16 protein-coding genes and 1 tRNA gene are annotated in these 16,340 nt (G+C 54.3%); 5 read left to right on the top strand and 12 right to left on the bottom strand.

Annotated features, from left to right (window positions below; genetic code table 11):
• Positions 1-2: 2 nt before the first annotated feature.
• The 5 genes from FRD01_RS01100 to FRD01_RS01080 are packed head-to-tail and all read left to right on the top strand — an operon-like array spanning position 3 to position 5,066.
• Positions 3-2,060: a (Fe-S)-binding protein gene (locus FRD01_RS01100; RefSeq protein ID WP_146956840.1), complete on the top strand. Its 2,058-nt coding sequence runs from the start codon at positions 3-5 to the stop codon at positions 2,058-2,060.
• A gap of 5 nt (positions 2,061-2,065) precedes the next feature.
• Positions 2,066-3,307, top strand: coding sequence for a serine hydroxymethyltransferase (glyA, locus tag FRD01_RS01095; RefSeq protein ID WP_146956838.1), 1,242 nt, complete (start codon positions 2,066-2,068; stop codon positions 3,305-3,307).
• A gap of 14 nt (positions 3,308-3,321) precedes the next feature.
• Complete coding sequence (locus tag FRD01_RS01090) at positions 3,322-4,023, top strand: tetratricopeptide repeat protein (RefSeq protein ID WP_146956836.1); 702 nt, start codon at positions 3,322-3,324, stop codon at positions 4,021-4,023.
• A 45-nt stretch (positions 4,024-4,068) separates the two neighbouring features.
• Positions 4,069-4,713: an SEC-C domain-containing protein gene (locus FRD01_RS01085; RefSeq protein WP_146956834.1), complete on the top strand. Its 645-nt coding sequence runs from the start codon at positions 4,069-4,071 to the stop codon at positions 4,711-4,713.
• 2 nt (positions 4,714-4,715) lie between these two features.
• Entirely contained in the window at positions 4,716-5,066 is a 351-nt protein-coding gene (locus tag FRD01_RS01080) for a hypothetical protein (protein WP_146956832.1), read from the top strand.
• On the opposite strand, the gene FRD01_RS01075 is transcribed toward FRD01_RS01080, so the two are convergent.
• The 12 genes from FRD01_RS01075 to tolQ all read right to left on the bottom strand — a co-directional run bounded on the left by FRD01_RS01075 (position 5,063) and on the right by tolQ (position 16,250).
• Entirely contained in the window at positions 5,063-7,318 is a 2,256-nt protein-coding gene (locus tag FRD01_RS01075; protein WP_146956831.1) for a sulfatase family protein, read from the bottom strand. The genes FRD01_RS01080 and FRD01_RS01075 overlap by 4 nt on opposite strands.
• Before the next feature lie 24 nt (positions 7,319-7,342).
• Positions 7,343-9,859 carry an Ig-like domain-containing protein gene (locus FRD01_RS01070; RefSeq protein ID WP_249755901.1) on the bottom strand — a complete coding sequence of 839 codons (2,517 nt, stop codon included), beginning with the start codon at positions 9,857-9,859 and terminating at the stop codon, positions 7,343-7,345.
• A gap of 65 nt (positions 9,860-9,924) precedes the next feature.
• Positions 9,925-10,509, bottom strand: a complete 585-nt coding sequence (locus FRD01_RS01065) for a MiaE family protein (protein WP_146956827.1) — start codon at positions 10,507-10,509, stop codon at positions 9,925-9,927.
• Between the two features lie 3 nt (positions 10,510-10,512).
• Positions 10,513-11,076, bottom strand: a complete 564-nt coding sequence (locus FRD01_RS01060; protein ID WP_146956825.1) for a hypothetical protein — start codon at positions 11,074-11,076, stop codon at positions 10,513-10,515.
• Between the two features lie 46 nt (positions 11,077-11,122).
• Positions 11,123-11,569, bottom strand: coding sequence for a hypothetical protein (locus FRD01_RS01055; RefSeq protein WP_146956823.1), 447 nt, complete (start codon positions 11,567-11,569; stop codon positions 11,123-11,125).
• Positions 11,570-11,571: 2 nt separating this feature from the next.
• Positions 11,572-11,748 carry a hypothetical protein gene (locus FRD01_RS24090; RefSeq protein ID WP_249755900.1) on the bottom strand — a complete coding sequence of 59 codons (177 nt, stop codon included), beginning with the start codon at positions 11,746-11,748 and terminating at the stop codon, positions 11,572-11,574.
• A gap of 112 nt (positions 11,749-11,860) precedes the next feature.
• Positions 11,861-11,944 (bottom strand) — tRNA-Leu (locus FRD01_RS01050).
• Positions 11,945-11,994: 50 nt separating this feature from the next.
• The gene (locus FRD01_RS01045; protein ID WP_146956821.1) at positions 11,995-12,876 is read right to left on the bottom strand and encodes a hypothetical protein; all 882 of its coding nucleotides are present in this window, start codon (positions 12,874-12,876) and stop codon (positions 11,995-11,997) included.
• Positions 12,877-14,199 (bottom strand): hypothetical protein, encoded by a 1,323-nt coding sequence (locus FRD01_RS01040; protein ID WP_249755899.1) that lies wholly within the window; start codon positions 14,197-14,199, stop codon positions 12,877-12,879.
• 12 nt (positions 14,200-14,211) lie between these two features.
• A complete protein-coding gene (locus tag FRD01_RS01035) occupies positions 14,212-15,009 on the bottom strand; it encodes a TonB C-terminal domain-containing protein (RefSeq protein WP_146956817.1) in 798 nt (265 codons plus the stop codon).
• Positions 15,006-15,506 (bottom strand): biopolymer transporter ExbD, encoded by a 501-nt coding sequence (locus tag FRD01_RS01030; protein ID WP_146956816.1) that lies wholly within the window; start codon positions 15,504-15,506, stop codon positions 15,006-15,008. The genes FRD01_RS01035 and FRD01_RS01030 overlap by 4 nt, the downstream gene beginning before the upstream one ends.
• A gap of 9 nt (positions 15,507-15,515) precedes the next feature.
• Positions 15,516-16,250: a protein TolQ gene (gene tolQ, locus FRD01_RS01025; RefSeq protein WP_146956814.1), complete on the bottom strand. Its 735-nt coding sequence runs from the start codon at positions 16,248-16,250 to the stop codon at positions 15,516-15,518.
• Positions 16,251-16,340: the final 90 nt, after the last annotated feature.

The following is a 16,340-nucleotide window of genomic DNA, read 5'->3' as shown; positions in this document are numbered from 1 at the left end:
GAGTGGACGCATATCCCGAGTATGTTGATGGTATCTGGGTCATCCTACGTGGAGCGACAACCCTAATCACGCTGTCCTGCTTCGTAGTTGCGGGCGGAATAGTGTACTGGCTGCTTCGATACGTAGCGGCAGGCTCAGGTCGGCCAGGTTTTGACCAGATCGGTGAAAGAGTTCGAGGATTCCTCGTTTACGTAGTCGGACAACGACGCGTGATCAGTGAACCAGCTGGGGTGCTTCACCTCTTCATCTTCTGGGGATTCGTCATCTTGCAGCTGGAAACATTGGAGTATCTCGTCCGCGGGATCTTCTACAATTTCCATACGAGTATGTTGATTGGGGATACCCTCTACAACCTGCTCCTCTTCTTGCAGGATATGGCCGGCGCGCTCGTATTGACAGCGCTTGGACTCGCTGCTGTCCGCCGTTACGTGGTGCGCCCCAAACACATCAAGAACAGTATAGATGCCCTCGTAATTATCGTGGGTATTTCATTGCTCATGATCACGAAATTCTTCACCAATGGTGCCGAGATCCAACTCGCAGGTGAAGCACTGGCTCACGACCCAGCTTACACACCCATCGCGGCCTGGTTAGGCGCCCAGATGGCAAATATCGGCGTCGCCCAGCCTTGGATGTATCACATCAACTTCTCGGCTCACTTGCTCATCGTTGGCGCGCTCTCTTGCTATATCCCTTTTGGAAAGCACCTTCACCTGATCGGTGCCATGCCGAACGTGTTCTTCCGCAAGCTCGGTCTACTCGGTGCGCTTAAGCCCATCGATATGGAAGACGAAAATATCGAGTCCTATGGAGCCGCAAAAGTAGAGGACTTGAGCTGGAAACAACTCCTGGACACCTATGCGTGCACTGAATGTGGACGATGCGAGCACTACTGCCCAGCATTCAACACCGGCAAAGCGCTCAACCCGATGATGGTCATCCACAAATTGAAAGACCATATGAGGGAGAAAGGCGAAGCCGTGCTCCGCAAGAAATCGGTGGGCGAGGACCATGAGTGGCCCGTGCTCGCCGGTGGCATCATCAGCAAGGAAGAGCTCATGGCCTGCACCACGTGCGGCGCATGTGTGGCGAACTGCCCTGTGTTCATCGAACATGTGGACACCATCATCGATATGCGGCGCTATATCGCGCTGATGGAAGCAGACTTTAGCCCAGAGGTCAGCCGTACCTTCAAGAATATGGAGAACAACTCCAACCCTTGGGGTATCTCCTCGTCGTATCGTGGAGACTGGGCCGACGGCCTCGACATCCCGATGCTTAGCGAACTCGCTGAGCCGCCAGAGTATCTCTTCTGGGTGGGATGCGCAGGAAGCTTCGATGACCGGCAGAAAAAGGTCTCTCAGGCCTTTGCAAAAATCCTCAAGAACGCTGGCGTAAGCTTCGCAATCCTTGGATCAGAAGAGGGATGCACCGGCGACCCCGCTCGACGCATTGGTAACGAGTACCTTTATTGGATGCTCGCGACCCAGAACATCGAGACGCTAAATTCCTACAAGGTGCGAAAGATCATCACCACATGCCCGCACTGTTTCCACACGATTGGAAAAGAATATCCACAGCTCGGTGGTGAGTACGAAGTGGTCCACCACACCGAACTCTTGAACAGCTTGATCAACGAGAATCGGATTCGTCTCAAGCCCGCTGTGAACACCAAGATCACGTATCACGACTCGTGTTATATCGGACGTTGGAACAATTCCTACGACGCTCCACGCGCGATCCTGAACTCGATTCCGAACATCCAAGCCCAAGAGATGGAGCTGAACAAGGCTCAGAGCTTCTGCTGTGGTGCCGGTGGCGGACGTATGTGGATGGAAGAGCACGAAGGCAAACGCGTCAATATCGAAAGAACCGACCAAGCTCTCGCGACGAACCCAGACGCCATCGCCGTGGCGTGTCCGTTCTGTTTGACGATGTTTGATGACGGTCTCAAGAATCGGGGTGCCGAGGGCATTCCTCTCAAAGACCTTGCAGAGATCGTGGCCGAGAATTTGGCCGATGAAGCTCCAGAAGTGCCACACGTGGCCGCAGCCGAGTAAAATCTATGTCGTGGATGGACGCCGTAAAAGAAATCGATCCCACTACCTGGGAAATCATCTCCAACGAAGAAGACCGGCAGCGCAATACCATCCGGCTCATCGCGAGCGAGAACTACGCATCGCAAGCTGTGATGCAGGCTTCAGGGTCTGTCTTTACGAACAAATACGCTGAAGGTTATGCCGGAAAGCGTTACTATCTGGGGCAAGAGTTCGTCGACCAGATCGAAAGACTGGCCATCGAGCGTGCGAAGAGTGTCTTCGGTGCTGAGCACGTCAATGTTCAGCCCTACTCTGGCTCTCCGGCAAATCTCGAGATGTACTACGCGCTCCTTGAACTCGGAGACAAGATTCTCGGTATGGGACTTCCACATGGCGGTCACCTGACACACGGTTGGAACGTCAACTTCTCAGGTCGATTCTACACAGCCTCGGCCTACGGCGTGAATCCGGAAACCGAGAGAATTGACTACGACGAAGTCCGCCGAATCGCCCTTCAGGAGCGTCCAAAACTCTTGATGTGCGGAGCCTCAGCGTACCCTCGCGAGATAGACTTCGAAGCCTTCAAATCCATTGCGGACGAAGTCGGCGCGTATCTCGTGGCCGACATTGCTCATATCTCTGGACTTGTGGCTGCAGGCGTACACCCGAGTCCGGTTCCAGTAGCCGACGTCGTAACCTCGACCACCCATAAGACTCTAAGGGGACCGAGGTCAGGCATCATTCTTTGCAAAGATAAATTCGCAAAGGATATTGACCGCGCTGTGTTCCCTGCTTGTCAGGGCGGGCCCCATGTCCACGCCATCGCAGCCTTAGCCGTTGCACTCCATGAGGCCTCTCAGCCTGACTTTAAGGACTACGCATCTACGGTGGTCGCGAACGCAAAAGCCATGGCTGAGGCGTTTCTATCGCGCGGATATCGCCTGGTTACGGGCGGCACCGACAACCACTTGCTTCTTGTGGATCTCACGTCGAAAGATGTCGGCGGAAAAGCGGCTGCGGTCGCCATGGAAAAGGCCGGCATCGTGGCCAACGCGAATTCGATTCCGTTCGACACGCGAAAGCCCTTCGACCCTTCGGGCGTGCGGATAGGAACCGCAGCAATCACCACCCGCGGCATGAAGCCCGAGCATATGGATACGATCGTTGGATGGATTGACAAAGCGGTGCTTTCTCGCGAAGACGAAAGCGCTCTTGGCCGTATCAATCAAGAAGTTCGTGAATTTTGCCAATCGTTTCCTGTGCCCTGATTGAACTCTAAATCATGTATAATCTCCTGATCTCCATCGCAATTTCGGTGGCCACAACGGCTCTCTTTTCTGCCGTTCTTGGTGGCAAGATTTGGTACGGGATTGGCCCCGGTGTCATTGCCCTCATCGTGGCTTATATTCTTCTGGCCCGTCGCTCGATGAAGCAGGTCGAGGGCATCATGAACTCTGCCCAAGAGGAAATGAAGAACCAGAGGATTGAACGCGGCGTCGAGATCATGAAATCGGCCTACCCAATCGGTAAATGGCAATTTCTGGTTTCCTCACAAATCGACGGTCAGATCGGCTACATCCTCTACATGTCGAAGAAATTTGATGATGCTGAGCCCTACTTGCGCCGGGCATTTAAGAAAAATTGGGTACCTCGAGCCATGCTCGGCACCCTTCTCTACAAGCGCAAGAAGTACGATGAAATGAAAGAAGTCTTCGAGGACGCAGTTCAGCACAACAAGAAGGAAGCGCTTCTCTGGAATATCTATGCGTATTGCCTCTGGAAGACCAATGAGCGAGACGAAGCTATCAAAGTACTCAACCGAGCTCTCGAGCACATCAAGGCCGACGACAAGACCAGTTCGAACCTTAAAGCGCTCCAGAACAACAAGAAGATGAAGATGCGCGGATGGAACCTTCTCTGGTACCAGTTCCATCTGGATGCTCCTCCTGCTCAGCAAGCGCAAATGCAGTTCCGGCGCCGCTAATGCGGGCCTCTTAAGATTGAGATTAGATTCAAACGAGACCTAAATATGACTGAAGTGAATCCCGAATTGTTTAAAGACGTGAGTCGGAATGACCCTTGCCCATGCGGAAGCGGACAAAAATTTAAGAAGTGTCACGAGAAGACGCTCAAGCTTCAGAAAGTTGCCGAGAAAAAGACTCGTTCTGTTCAGCAACTCGTCGGTCCGAACACTCACGCGTGGAACTTTTACAAGCTCCTGCGCATGATTCACGAAGATAATCTCAGTGCGCTCTTCTACGAATTCCTGCACGAAGAAGGACCGCTCCGTAAGAAATACCCGACCCTTGAAGCGTTCCTCCTCGCTTCAGACCAAGGCGAGTTTAAGTTACCTGCGTCTGATGATTTTGACTTGAGGAGAATGCGCGTAGATGGCCCGGACGTAATCCTCTTGCTTAACAAAGGTATTCACGACCCTAAGGCAGCGTCCGTTAACCTCGACGTCATCCGAATTCGACCTAACGAGTTCGACGCAAGCCGTAAGCTTCGTGGAGCGAACTTCCGTGGGTTCAGAATTTGGGACATCGAAAGATTCGAGCGACCCAAAGGAGAAGAGGTTGGCCTTTCTGACCTCGGCTATACCTGGGAAGAGGCATGGACTCACCCCGAGGAAGCACGCTCACCGGTCTCCCCGACTCTTGAAGCCCAATCTTAGCAATGCGTGGGCTCAAGGCCGCCGAACAACTCTCTTTGGCTCTCGTCTTTTTAGGACTGGGAGCGAGCCTCTTTACGCAAGAGGGACAAACCACGCTGCTCTTGGCGGGACTTGGGTTGATGAGTGTGTCGGAGTTCGCCCGATGGATTCTCGAGGATTCTGGCAAGCTAGAAAGGCCTCTTGATCTGAGTCGCAAGAGTGTTCGACTCCTCAGAATCACATCCCCCAGATTCTGGGCCTTTCCATTCTATCTCGTATTACTCTCAGGCACGGTTCCATTGCCTGTAGCAGGGCTGGGCCTGGTCGCGTTGACCATCCTTCATATCGGCCTTCTCTGGCTTTCCCGAGATTAGTTCCGCTTGGCTTTTGAAGCGAGCTCGAGGAACTCAGGGCTCAAGCGGCTTGCTACACCCCAGGACTGCTTGTCCCATTCCGTTCGATAGGGTCTAAACCATCCCATCGAGTCCAAGAGCCAACGAGAGGCCAACGGATGATCCTTGGCCACATCCTTTAGTTCAAGGCTATCTGCCTTGCGATCGTAGAGTTGGTACTCACCTCGTCGAAGGTAGAGCTTCCACTCTTGCATTTGCATCGCATAATGAAGCTTGTACTGCGTGGCGATCGAGGGCTCCGGGTAATCCGCATGCTCTTTGAAAATCAATGGCAACACGCTTTTGCCTTGAAGGTTTTCGGGGCGCTCCGCCCTCATCGCATCCACAATCGTTGGGTACATGTCCAACACGTCCACACCCGCTTCGACCACCGTTCCTGCAGGAATCAAGGGTGGATAGTACACGATGAACGGCACGTGGACCTGATCCTGATAGAGTGAATGACCGTGTCCGACGCTTCCATGTTCCCAGAACTCGTCGCCGTGGTCAGAGGTAACGACCACCATGGTGTCTTCCCAGAGACCAGCCTCCTCCAGGCCAGCCCGGAGCTCCCCAAATGACCTATCGTTGAACTCAATCTCGTTCTTGTAGAGATTGATGATTCGCTCTTTGTCTCGCTCAGTGACCTTTAAAGACCCATTTTTAATTTGGCCCAAGTCCTCGCCATAACAGGCGCGCTTAAATCGGCCTGAGTACGGCGTGGTGTCGTAATTTCCAATGATATCTTCGTGTTCACGATATGTGACATGGGGATCGATGGTACCGAGATAGAGGAAAAACGGCTTTTCCGCGTTTTCAATCGACCACTCAAGGCCTTCTTTAGCCATCGACTTTCCGTCTATACGCAGTTCTTGCCGGATGTTGTTCTTGTAGAAATCCCATCCCTGCTCAAAGCCCCACGGACCTGAGACGTAGCCGTTCGAGACGCTCGCTAGTGTCTTGTAACCCTGAGCTTTGATGGCTTCAGACATAATCTCATGATGCGGCTTCAGACTTCCTCTGCCGACAACACCATGTTTGCTGGGGTACATGGCCGAGAAGAGCGAAGCATGAGAGGTCTTTGACTCATTGCCTTGCACGTAGGCGAGTTTGAAACTTGCACCTTCGGCTGCGAGTCGCTTGAGATTAGGAGCGCGGACATTAGTCTCAAAGTGGATGGGAAGGTAATCGGCGCGCAAAGTGTCGATGAGCCAAAAAACGATTCGCTTAGGCTTTGGAACATCTGGCCGAGCGATTGGGGCGCCTTCGACCACAAGCTCGGCCTTGTCCAACTCCACACCTCCGCATTCACCAGCCGCCTGAACGTGTAGACGTACCACCTCGTCAAAAACCGGAGGGGTCACGTACGAATCGAGCCCCTTTTCAAGGTCCAAAGTCTCAACGCCAATCGAGACTACGCCGCCCTCTTTTTCGCCAAACCACTCCAACTTCAAATCGCATTCGGAAGGCTTGGCTGAAAAGGCGAGCTTAGACTCCTTCAAAGCCCAGAGATGATACGAGAGACCACTTTGGGTGCCGAGCTGAATCGCCGCTTGCTCCAACGCGAGAGGAGCCGTCTCAGAGGCCTTTGCTCCGATGCTGAGGCTAGCTAGCCCACCACCAGAGAGGACTTTCGCAATCCGTCCCATCCCAGAGAAGATAAGCCGAATCTCATTTTCTCCCTTTAGAGACTTGGAGGCAAACTCCACCTTCTGCCAACCTTCCTCAAGGGCTAACTCTTGAGTTTCCTCGGAGTTGACCTCAAGCTTGAGCTTGGTCTTCGAAGCAGCAAACACCTCCATCGCGATGATTCCCTCACCTTCGACGGGTGACGGTGCCCAAATCTTCCCGATGCGCTTCTTGCTCAGAGCCGCACCCTTTCGACCGTCCATGTCTACGTCTAGGCTCCACTCCCCGGGGTGATTTCCGTGGATGTAGCGCACGAAGTCCAAACCACTAGCGTCCACGAGATAAGCGTTGGCTGAAGGGTCAAACCGATGAGCAAGCGGCTTATTGGCCACCAGATCGAAGGCCACCCGAAACGGCTCCTTGACCTTGGGTATGACGGGTTCCGGAGGCTTTTCAGGCACCACTTCGGCCTGTGCCGTTTCCGGACTCTCCTGTGTTGCTCTCGTATCCGGAGAGTCAATTACATCGACCTGAGAGGGCTTGGGCTGACAACCGCTCAATACGGCCGCAAAGCCCAGCCACGCAAAAACTTCCTTGTTTCGCATGGGTACTACCTGCTGAATCGTTTTTTAACGAACGGTCGAACGATTGAAAGCCGTCGAAACGAGACCTGCATTCTTGAGGCCCACACCGGTGGACCTGACCAAATCATCGGTCGTCACGTTGGTCCGAATCGCATCGAGCAATATCTCGCCGTTCTGCAGTGGGTCTACACCGGAGAGAGGTGAATTTGGAATCGAAATCGTATGGTTAAAGGTTCCCATTTGGCCTGCTGCCCCCGTGGACCAAATATCCCACGTACGATTTGGGCCCACGACTCGAACCCTGTAGACGGGGCCCGCGGAGGCAGTGAAGCTCACCTGACGGCTGCTTGCGTCGAACGACGTCGTGGAGGCGCCTGGGAATGTGCCAAGCCTAATCGACGAGGGGAAACTTTGTCCGTTCCAAAGTGAAACCGACAAATCGTTCGGCAGACCATCTGGGCCGAAGCCGCCACCGTCCGTGGTGAAGGCAATTGCAACCAGAGCGTAACGCCCGCCGACCAACGAGCCCGATGGCGGCGCAATTGAGAGACGCCTTGAATCTGGGCGTCCATCCTGGTCTTCGTCGTTTGTCGCACTAATCCCCAGAGGAACCAAACCTGGTGAGTCGAGCACTGTTCCCCCAATAAGTACCGCCAACTCAGCCGGCCCATTGGTCAAAACAGGGAAGTTCGAAATCTCGACATCTGTACTCAAGGTCTGACGCTGCGAAGGTCGAAGCTCGATCTCGGGCATGGAGTCGTAGTCAGGGATCAACTCCGTCGTATCGCCGTTGGCGTTGATGTCTTGAGTATCCGGAACTTGAGGAATCGCGGCCGAAAGGAACGGCGTCGCCTGATGATCAAAGCGATTGAAAAGCGGCAACAAGGTGGCGAGCACCAAGTCTTGTCCACCGCCTTGTGCAAGGCTCAAAATCTCGCTGAGAGGAATCTTTCCGGCGAGCCCCCACGCCATACGCGCTCCCGCCGCGGACCGCGCGTAGTAGGTGTCCTTGATGTTCAAAGTGAACCCGAACGCCGCGCCGTACGCCACGATCCCCCCCGGCAGCGGGAACGTGGTGTCTACGATGCCAGGAATCTGAATTGCCGAGTCAAACGTGTCACCCAGCAGGGAAATCAGGTCGACTTCCAAGAGACCGCCTGCCAACGATGCGCCAGCGAGACCAATCGTGACTTCTCCTGATGAACCAATTGCCGAGGTATCGAACTGTCCGGTGAAACCGCCGACGGGGCCGGAGCCACGGCGCTGACTCAAGGGCAGACGAATATCAGTCGAATCAACGCCTTGTACTGTCAGAATATTGTAATCCGGGTGAACAACGGTGACTTCATACGTACCGTTGGGATTCGGGAGATTGGCTACGCCCGCCTGATTCGTCGTTTGGGTATTGTTGCCGACGATAACGTTCGCGTTCGTGATCGGTGCACCGGTTTGGAGATTCACGACCACAACCCGCATGCCTGTGACCGGCACAGGCCCCGGATTGGTCAAACGAACCTCGCCCGAACATACCACTGGATCGCCACCCGCGAGAGTTGCCGTAATGGTGGTAGCGCCCGTGCCATTTCCACCAACGGCGACTTGCTGGTTGACAGCTGCCACAGCTGGATTGCTGGAGGTCCACGCGAAGGTTGCCGACACTCCAACGCCTTGGGCATTGACCGCAAACGCCTCAAGCCGGACCTGCTCGCCAGGGCTAATCAAGCCGCTTGGGGTTGCCACGAAACAAGAGGTCGCAATTGGAGGGTCGATACATTCGCCACCGTCGCAAAGCTGGCCGTTCTCACAATCTTGAGGGCCGCGGCACAACTGCTCGAGGCAATTTCCACCGATACATTCAAATCCTTCGCGGCAATCCTGGTCTTCCGAGCACTCAGGAGCCAAAATGCACTGGCCACCGATACAGAGTTCCCCTGCCCTGCGGCAATCGTCGTCCAAGAAGCATTCGGCGCGTGGAATACACACGTCTCGGCGACAACGCTCTTCAGGATCACAATCATCGTCTGACATGCATCGGGTATCTTCGAGGCAGGCACCACTTTCGTCGCAGAACTCGCCTTCGGCGCACCAACTATCATCAGCGCATCCTTGACACTGACCTTCCACGCAAAAGAGGCCGTCACATGCTTCATTGGACTCGCAAGGAGCAGGAGCGCAATCGCAACCCTCAGCGGCAAATCCAGGAGGACATGGGCCTACCGGGCACAACTCGTCTCCACATCCTTCTTCTGTACAAAGTGTTTGAACGCAAAGCATGCCTTCGGCACGGCACTCGCCGGAGACACATGCACCAATCTCACGGTTGCAGGAATCGCCGTCTGGGCAATCGCTATCGTCCTCACATACGCTCGGGCACTCGTCGCCTTCGCATGGAGGGTTATTTTCGCCGGCATCTACATCGGACTCATCGAGACACAATCCTCCGGCGCAAACTTCGCCGGAACGGCAGTCTTCATCGTCCGCACATGCACGCTGCAGCGCGTCTTTGCCGCATGCGCTACCAAAACCAAGAATCAACGTCGTAACGAACAACAATCGCAACATTCCAACCTCCAATCGATTGTCGAAGAACATAGCAAGTTGCCCCATCAAACGCGAGGATTAACCCACTACCAACTGTGCAAACGCGGAACCTCACCGGCAGCCTTGAGAGCGGCTACTTCAGCGGGCGCGAGTTCTTTGAGGCGAGCTTTGACGACGGAGTCGGAGTAAAAACGACGAGCGATATTCGTGTAGAGCAGATGGTGCCGGGCCTCGGCGATCATCAATTCGCGGTAGAACGCCGCCAGCTCAGGCTCGTCCTCCGCCAAGCCCTGACTCAAAATCTTGAACCGCTCACAACTACGAGCTTCAATAAAGCCCGCCATCAAGAGCTTATCCAAGAAGGCACCCGGCTCGTTCTTTCGCAATTCCGCCTGCAACGCTGTCGCGTAAGGGCTCGGAGGCAGACGCGTGAACTCAATTCCACGGGCATCGAGGATGTCAAGGACCTGGGTGAAATGCTCCATCTCCTCGCGCACTACCTCTGAGAGTTCGCGAGGAATACCTTCACACCCGGTGTATCTGAAGATAAGATTCAATGCGTTGGAGGCTGCCCTTTTCTCAAGATGGCAGTGGTCCACCAGAATCGTGTCCAAACTATCCCGAATCCGCTCGAACCAGCCGGGATCCGTGTCCTGTGCAAGATGTAACATGGTCTATTCGAACTTGAATCGTAAGGAACGTGCACCTTGGCGCTCTCGGCGAAGTGCATAGCGAAGAATCGCCTTGGAATGCGCCTCAGAAATATGCCGGAAAATGATCGCCACCCCGGGTCCGTCATCTCCATCACCCACGCGAACCACCTCACCCAATGCGACGATATCGGGATTTTGAAGACTTGGAATCTGAACACGGATTTCGCACAAATCGCCGATCGACCAAGACTCGGACTCGTCCTTGGCGAGAAAAAGCCCGTTATCATTGATAACAACCCATCGCGGTTGAAGCGCCACGCCGCCTTGCCGCTCCACCAGCGTCTGAAGGCCTGCAATCTGTTGGCGAAGCGCCCGGATTTCCTTGAGCAAAAAGACGGTTTCTTTAGGGATGTCGTCGGTTCGCTCGCTCCAGTCCGCCTTGTCGCTCATTACGCTTTCAGCCTCAAGAACCGCGGCGTCCAAGATCTTGGCCTCAACTACAGGCACTTCCTCGGCCTCTACCCGGCGCATCGCGCATGGCAATAAACTTCTTACCCTCACCGAACTGCGGCGCTCTTGAGTCATGGAAACCTCGTTATTCTCAAACCTAAAGGATCAACGTACTTGTGGACTAGAACGACGACTCAAGGCCTTTCTTATAGACCTTAGAAACTTCGGACTTAAACACCACAAAAGACACGTTGCCGTGAGAGGAACGCACTTGGAACAACGCCGGTTTCTCTTTGTCCTCAGTAATCTCGCCGTTAAGCACGTGTCCGGTCTTCAGCAAGATTTGATCTTGAGACGCCAAAAATCCAGGCTTTGTGCCACCGGCGTATTCCACGGTCTGCACCTCCGTCTTCTGGATGGCACGGACCTCAAGATGCTTCAGCATCACGTAGAACGCTGTATTCTCGCCGATAATGCTTCCGCGAATCTTGTTCCCATCATTCAACGTAAGCACGTCTGATTTGGGATTTGGACACGTCTCACAGACGCTTTGAACGCTGGTAAACGGTTGATAAGCAAAGCCCAACACTGGCATGCTCAACAAAGCTAGCGTGATTAGTACTCGCATTCTCATTCTTCCTTTGCCGGTTGTTCAGGTTTCTCGAAGTTATCACGGTCATCCATCGTGCCTTGAAGGTCCGACTTCAGCTCCTTGAGCTCTTCGTTCTTCTTATCCACATAAGGTTTCTCTTTGGGTTTTTCGCAAGCCCCAAAAATCATCGCAAAGATGAGCCATCTCCACATCATACACCTCGTCATAGCACACGGAGACTACTGGACACACACCATATTGACCAAGTGAAAAGAGACGGACAAAAACGAAAAAAGCCCCGTCTTGTTAAAGAACGGGGCTTTTTCATACCGGAGGCGGGACTTGAACCCGCACAGCCTCGCGGCCGCCGGATTTTGAATCCGGTGCGTCTACCGATTCCGCCACTCCGGCGAAGGTGAGGGAACGTATACAAACTCGTATGAACCCGCAACCTCGAAGTTTCAAATTTCTGATTTTTCCATCATCCACTCCCCCAACAATGCTCCCGTCTCGGGATGCGGACGACCGGTGTCCACCTGATAAACGAAGTCATCAACGGTAGTTTCCACGATTCCAGCGCTCAAATACTCGGCCGGCTCAAACTCCACCTCATCCGCAATATCTGACGGCGAATAACGTGGTGCGGGTTCTTTCAAAAGGCCAAGTTCCTTTTCGTAGATCTGGTAGAGATCCCAAACAGTACTGCGCAAAGGATCCTCGGCAATTTCGGCCTTAATCCCAAACTCTTCCAACTCATCAGCTCCAAGACCTAGACCCGCACCCAACTCGTATTCCGAGAGAGAATCGAGGAGCGCCTTAGAGTCGCCGGCCCATCGTCGAGCTAGCGAGCGGGCAAGCCGGGCGTGATGACGGTGTCGAGCCAGTTGTGACGCGAAATGCTCCTCGGTCTCAACCCCTTGCATCGCCGGGATATCATCCCAAACCGACGGACTGAGTTTCGAAGGACCATTTAAGATTGGGCCAGCATCGTAGGCGCCAACGCTCGCCCAAGGGTGCATAACCACGCGTTCTGCCTTGAATGTCAGGAGCGTGGCCACCCCGCGTGTTCGGCTGACAAGAATCAGGTCGAAGGCAGGCCAAAATGCCCTCAAGGCGCGGACAACACCTTCAGCAAACGCCGGATGACCGCCCTGCCCTATCAGCAGGAGCGCAGCTTTTTCGAAAGGCCGTCCTTTCTCTGAGCGACGATGCGCAGCCTCCATGAACACCCGAATCGCATCCTCGTCGGGCTCAAAGAAGCGCTCATGGGCGGATGCTACAACGAACACCGCACGTCCGAGCTCCGCTTCGATCGCGTCCAGTTTCTTCTTTATTGGCGTCATTCAGCGTGCCCAAACTGGTGAAGTATATCCCGACCCAGAAGTTGTAATCAGCCTCTGAATCTCGCCATCGTCCGTCATCATCCAGATTCGGTCGCCTTTGCCGCCGCGGTCGCTTGAGAACATGATGTAGCGGCCATCAGGGCTCCAACTAGGGTCCTGATTGTTTCCCTGGTCCTGGGTCAGACGTTCTATCGCACCTTCCAAATCAACGACGAAGATATCGAAGCGGGCGCGCTCGTCGCGAGCGGTGAACGCGATCTTATCTCCTTTTGGCGACCAATCAGGCGATGTGTTGTACGTGCCCTGAAATGTGAGGCGACGCTGGTCGGATCCATCAGCATTCATCACATAAATTTGAGGTCCACCGGAGCGACTGGATACAAAGGCGATCTTTGAGCAGTCCGGGCTCCAACTTGGCGATGTGTCGATGGCCCAATGGTCCGTGAGTCGCTTCACAACGTCGCCCGTCTCTGGATTGACCAGATAGACGTCCGCATTCTCGCCTCCCATAGAGAGCGTCAAGGCGACCTTCCCGTTGCAATAGGCCGCACCTGAGTTTTGTCCGCGTTTCGAGGAAACCTTCTTTACCTTCCCTGCACGAGCCATCCATAGGTCCGGGTTCTTGTCGGCATAACTCGTGTAGTAGACGCCACCATTCGGGCCCCAGGTCGGCAAAATATTGATGGCGTCGTGCTTTGAGACCCGGCCAGCGTTAGTCCCGTCCATGTCCATGACGTAAATCTGTTTGGTTCCGCCTTTCATTTTCTGAACGTAGGCCACTCGGGTTCCAAAAATCCCTGGAGTTCCGGTGAAGTGCTCCACAACAGCGTTCACAAATTTATGTACTTCGTCAGCAACTTTGTCCCGCCCCACGGGGCCGGGAGTGTACTTGAGTTTGACCTGCTCACCTTTGTCCACAATGTAGAGGCGGAGGTCGAGGACCACGGAGTCCCCTTTGAGTTTTGCCGAACTCTTAATCAAACCCTGCGCGCCGACATTAAACCAGTTCTGGAAATTGATATCTGTGACGTTCATTCCCTCCTTTGACGGGTCGAAAAAAAACGAATCCGATGGCAAGACCTTAAAGAGGCCGGCCAGATCGAGGTCACGCCTCAAAGTCTCCTGAACGCGTGCGGCGGCGCCTTTGGTACTGCCTTCTTCCAAGGTATCCGGCACAGCCATCGGTAAGAGGACACGGCGTGCCCCGCCTTTCACCGAGATATCAATCCCTTTGGGAGGCGGTGGAGGTGCGTCCTGTGCACCCGCCATGGTCGCAAAGCAACAAAAGAACACGAGCACCAATCCCTGTACCAATTTCATCATTCTCATACTCATCTAGAGTCCTGTGTACTCCCAGTTCTTCAAATTAAGACCTTCCCGAATCACCGCAGCACGCGCTGACGGCTCTTCCGGCAGTGGAAGCTTGTTTCCCCCGTATTGCACCTGAAAGCGCTTGAGGCGCCGCTCGATACTATCGTCAAATTGTTCGTTGCCGCTTCGACGCCTGAATTGGAAGGTAACGATATTGCCGCTCTCAGAAAGTCGCACATAGACTTCGACTTTGTCGGCGAGCCCACGAGCTTCGTCGGCGGTGATGGTGGCCGGGATTTCCCATTCTTTGGTGATTTCGGCTACGAGTTTGGACGCGTAGCCGCCCAAAATCGAATTGAGGGCGGTTCCGCCGATCACGCCTTCTTCGCTCCCCTCCGGGACGTCCTCGTTGGTGGGACGGTTCGGATTATGTAGCGCGCTCAAAGCTTCCATCATCTTTCGTTTCCTGTCGTCTTCCTTGGCCTCGGGTTCGGGCTCAGGTTTCTCGAGTTCGACGACGGGCTCGTTCGGTTGTTCAATGACGATTTCATCAGGCGCCTTGGTGGCCGGCTCTGGGTTCGAAATCCGGACCAGCTGCTCGGGAGGCTTCTCAACTCCCAATGCGAGCAGCTCGACCTCTTCAAACTCGAGCATTTTCGGCTCAATATCAGCTTCCAGCTTTGCCTCACCGCGCATCGTCCCAAAGACAACCACGCCAATCAGAAGACCGTGGGTCAAGATAGAGACCACCACCCCCATGACGATATGCGAGGTCAAAACCTCGTGCTTCTCCCACCCTGGGATCTGAGCAGAGGCACTCATTTCGCGGTCTCGTCCAAATACTCGGGATTCGTGATCATGCCGACCTTGTTGACACCCGCGCGTTTAATCCGCGCCATGGTCCCCACCACAAAACCGTATGGGATGTCCGTATGTGCCAACAGATAAATCTCCTGATCCTCTTGAAGCTTGACGTTCTGGCCGAGCTTCGTCTCTACCTCGTCGAAACACACCTCGAAGCGATCTTTATTCGTTTGACTCAACGATTCTGTGCAATTCGTAATGACTTCGTCTTTGATTCGCACCACCAGGTCCGCATCGATCTCCAGGATCATCTTGTCGGTTTGCTCGGGATCGATACGGTTGGCGTTCTCCCGAGTCACAGGCAGGTCCAGATCGACCTTCCGCTTTTCTTCGTCCTTCGCGATCATCGGCGCTGTAACCATGAAGATGATGAGAAGCACGAGCATGACGTCCACCATTGGCGCCACGTTGATCTCGGAGACCATCCCCCTGCCGCTTGGAATTTTTGCACCCATAACTCGCGCCTACTTGAAGAAGTGTCGCTTCACGATATTCAGAAAGTCGTTTGAGAAGTTGTCCATCTCGGCCGACATGATGTTCACGCGCGTCACGTAAAAGTTGTAGGCCACACCAGCAGGGATAGCCGCCACGAGGCCCATTGCTGTCACGATCAACGCCTCAGCGATCGGGGCTGCAACCACATCGAGGCCCGCCGCCCCTTGGGCGTTGATGTTGACGAACGCGACCATAATTCCCCAGACAGTACCGAAGAGACCGATGAACACTGCGTTCGAGCCCACGGTCGCGAGGAATGGCAAGAGACTTTCGAGCTGTGTAGTTTCTGTGGTCATCGCACGTCGAAGAGCACGCTCCACGTTCTCAATGCCACCGAGTTGGGTGCGCATCGTTTCTTTATCGTCTCCTTCCGCACTCTTCAGCTTGGAAAGCTCGATATAGCCCGCCTTAAAGACTTGGGAGACCGGCGATCGGCTTGTTTGTTCAGCGGACTGGTAAATCGCGTCCAAGCGTTTGGATTGCCAGAAGATCTCTAAAAACTTCTGGGTTTCGACGCGAGCCCGTCGCATGTACCACGCCTTGTAGCCAATGATGTACCAAGACACCACGCTCAGGGCGACGAGGATGAAGATCACACCCATGACCACGCCGTCTGCTTCCAGCAGAATCTCAAGCACACCCTTTGGCTTCGTAGGGTTTGCACTTTGAGCGAGAACTAGATTCACCCACACTGTTTCCAACATCGATGCCACTCCATTCAGTATCAATTCCTACTAACACGGGCCAAACTCACCGTGCAATGTCAACCACTCGCGCGTTGCGGCCCTAGTATA

The sequence above is a fragment of the Microvenator marinus genome (assembly GCF_007993755.1).
In the GTDB taxonomy this organism is placed as follows: Bacteria; Myxococcota_A; Bradymonadia; order Bradymonadales; family Bradymonadaceae; genus Allomicrovenator; species Allomicrovenator marinus.
This window is presented reverse-complemented; position numbering and strand designations above follow the sequence as displayed.

Bases quoted from the DNA above. Each gene is read 5' to 3' on its own strand.
- glyA (WP_146956838.1), top strand. From the start codon at position 2,066: ATGTCGTGGATGGACGCCGTAAAAGAAATCGATCCCACTACCTGGGAA.
- FRD01_RS01090 (WP_146956836.1), top strand. From the start codon at position 3,322: ATGTATAATCTCCTGATCTCCATCGCAATTTCGGTGGCCACAACGGCT.
- FRD01_RS01085 (WP_146956834.1), top strand. From the start codon at position 4,069: ATGACTGAAGTGAATCCCGAATTGTTTAAAGACGTGAGTCGGAATGAC.
- FRD01_RS01080 (WP_146956832.1), top strand. From the start codon at position 4,716: ATGCGTGGGCTCAAGGCCGCCGAACAACTCTCTTTGGCTCTCGTCTTT.
- FRD01_RS01075 (WP_146956831.1), bottom strand. From the start codon at position 7,318: ATGCGAAACAAGGAAGTTTTTGCGTGGCTGGGCTTTGCGGCCGTATTG.
- FRD01_RS01070 (WP_249755901.1), bottom strand. From the start codon at position 9,859: ATGTTGCGATTGTTGTTCGTTACGACGTTGATTCTTGGTTTTGGTAGC.
- FRD01_RS01065 (WP_146956827.1), bottom strand. From the start codon at position 10,509: ATGTTACATCTTGCACAGGACACGGATCCCGGCTGGTTCGAGCGGATT.
- FRD01_RS01060 (WP_146956825.1), bottom strand. From the start codon at position 11,076: ATGACTCAAGAGCGCCGCAGTTCGGTGAGGGTAAGAAGTTTATTGCCA.
- FRD01_RS01055 (WP_146956823.1), bottom strand. From the start codon at position 11,569: ATGCGAGTACTAATCACGCTAGCTTTGTTGAGCATGCCAGTGTTGGGC.
- FRD01_RS24090 (WP_249755900.1), bottom strand. From the start codon at position 11,748: ATGATGTGGAGATGGCTCATCTTTGCGATGATTTTTGGGGCTTGCGAA.
- FRD01_RS01045 (WP_146956821.1), bottom strand. From the start codon at position 12,876: ATGACGCCAATAAAGAAGAAACTGGACGCGATCGAAGCGGAGCTCGGA.
- FRD01_RS01040 (WP_249755899.1), bottom strand. From the start codon at position 14,199: ATGATGAAATTGGTACAGGGATTGGTGCTCGTGTTCTTTTGTTGCTTT.
- FRD01_RS01035 (WP_146956817.1), bottom strand. From the start codon at position 15,009: ATGAGTGCCTCTGCTCAGATCCCAGGGTGGGAGAAGCACGAGGTTTTG.
- FRD01_RS01030 (WP_146956816.1), bottom strand. From the start codon at position 15,506: ATGGGTGCAAAAATTCCAAGCGGCAGGGGGATGGTCTCCGAGATCAAC.
- tolQ (WP_146956814.1), bottom strand. From the start codon at position 16,250: ATGTTGGAAACAGTGTGGGTGAATCTAGTTCTCGCTCAAAGTGCAAAC.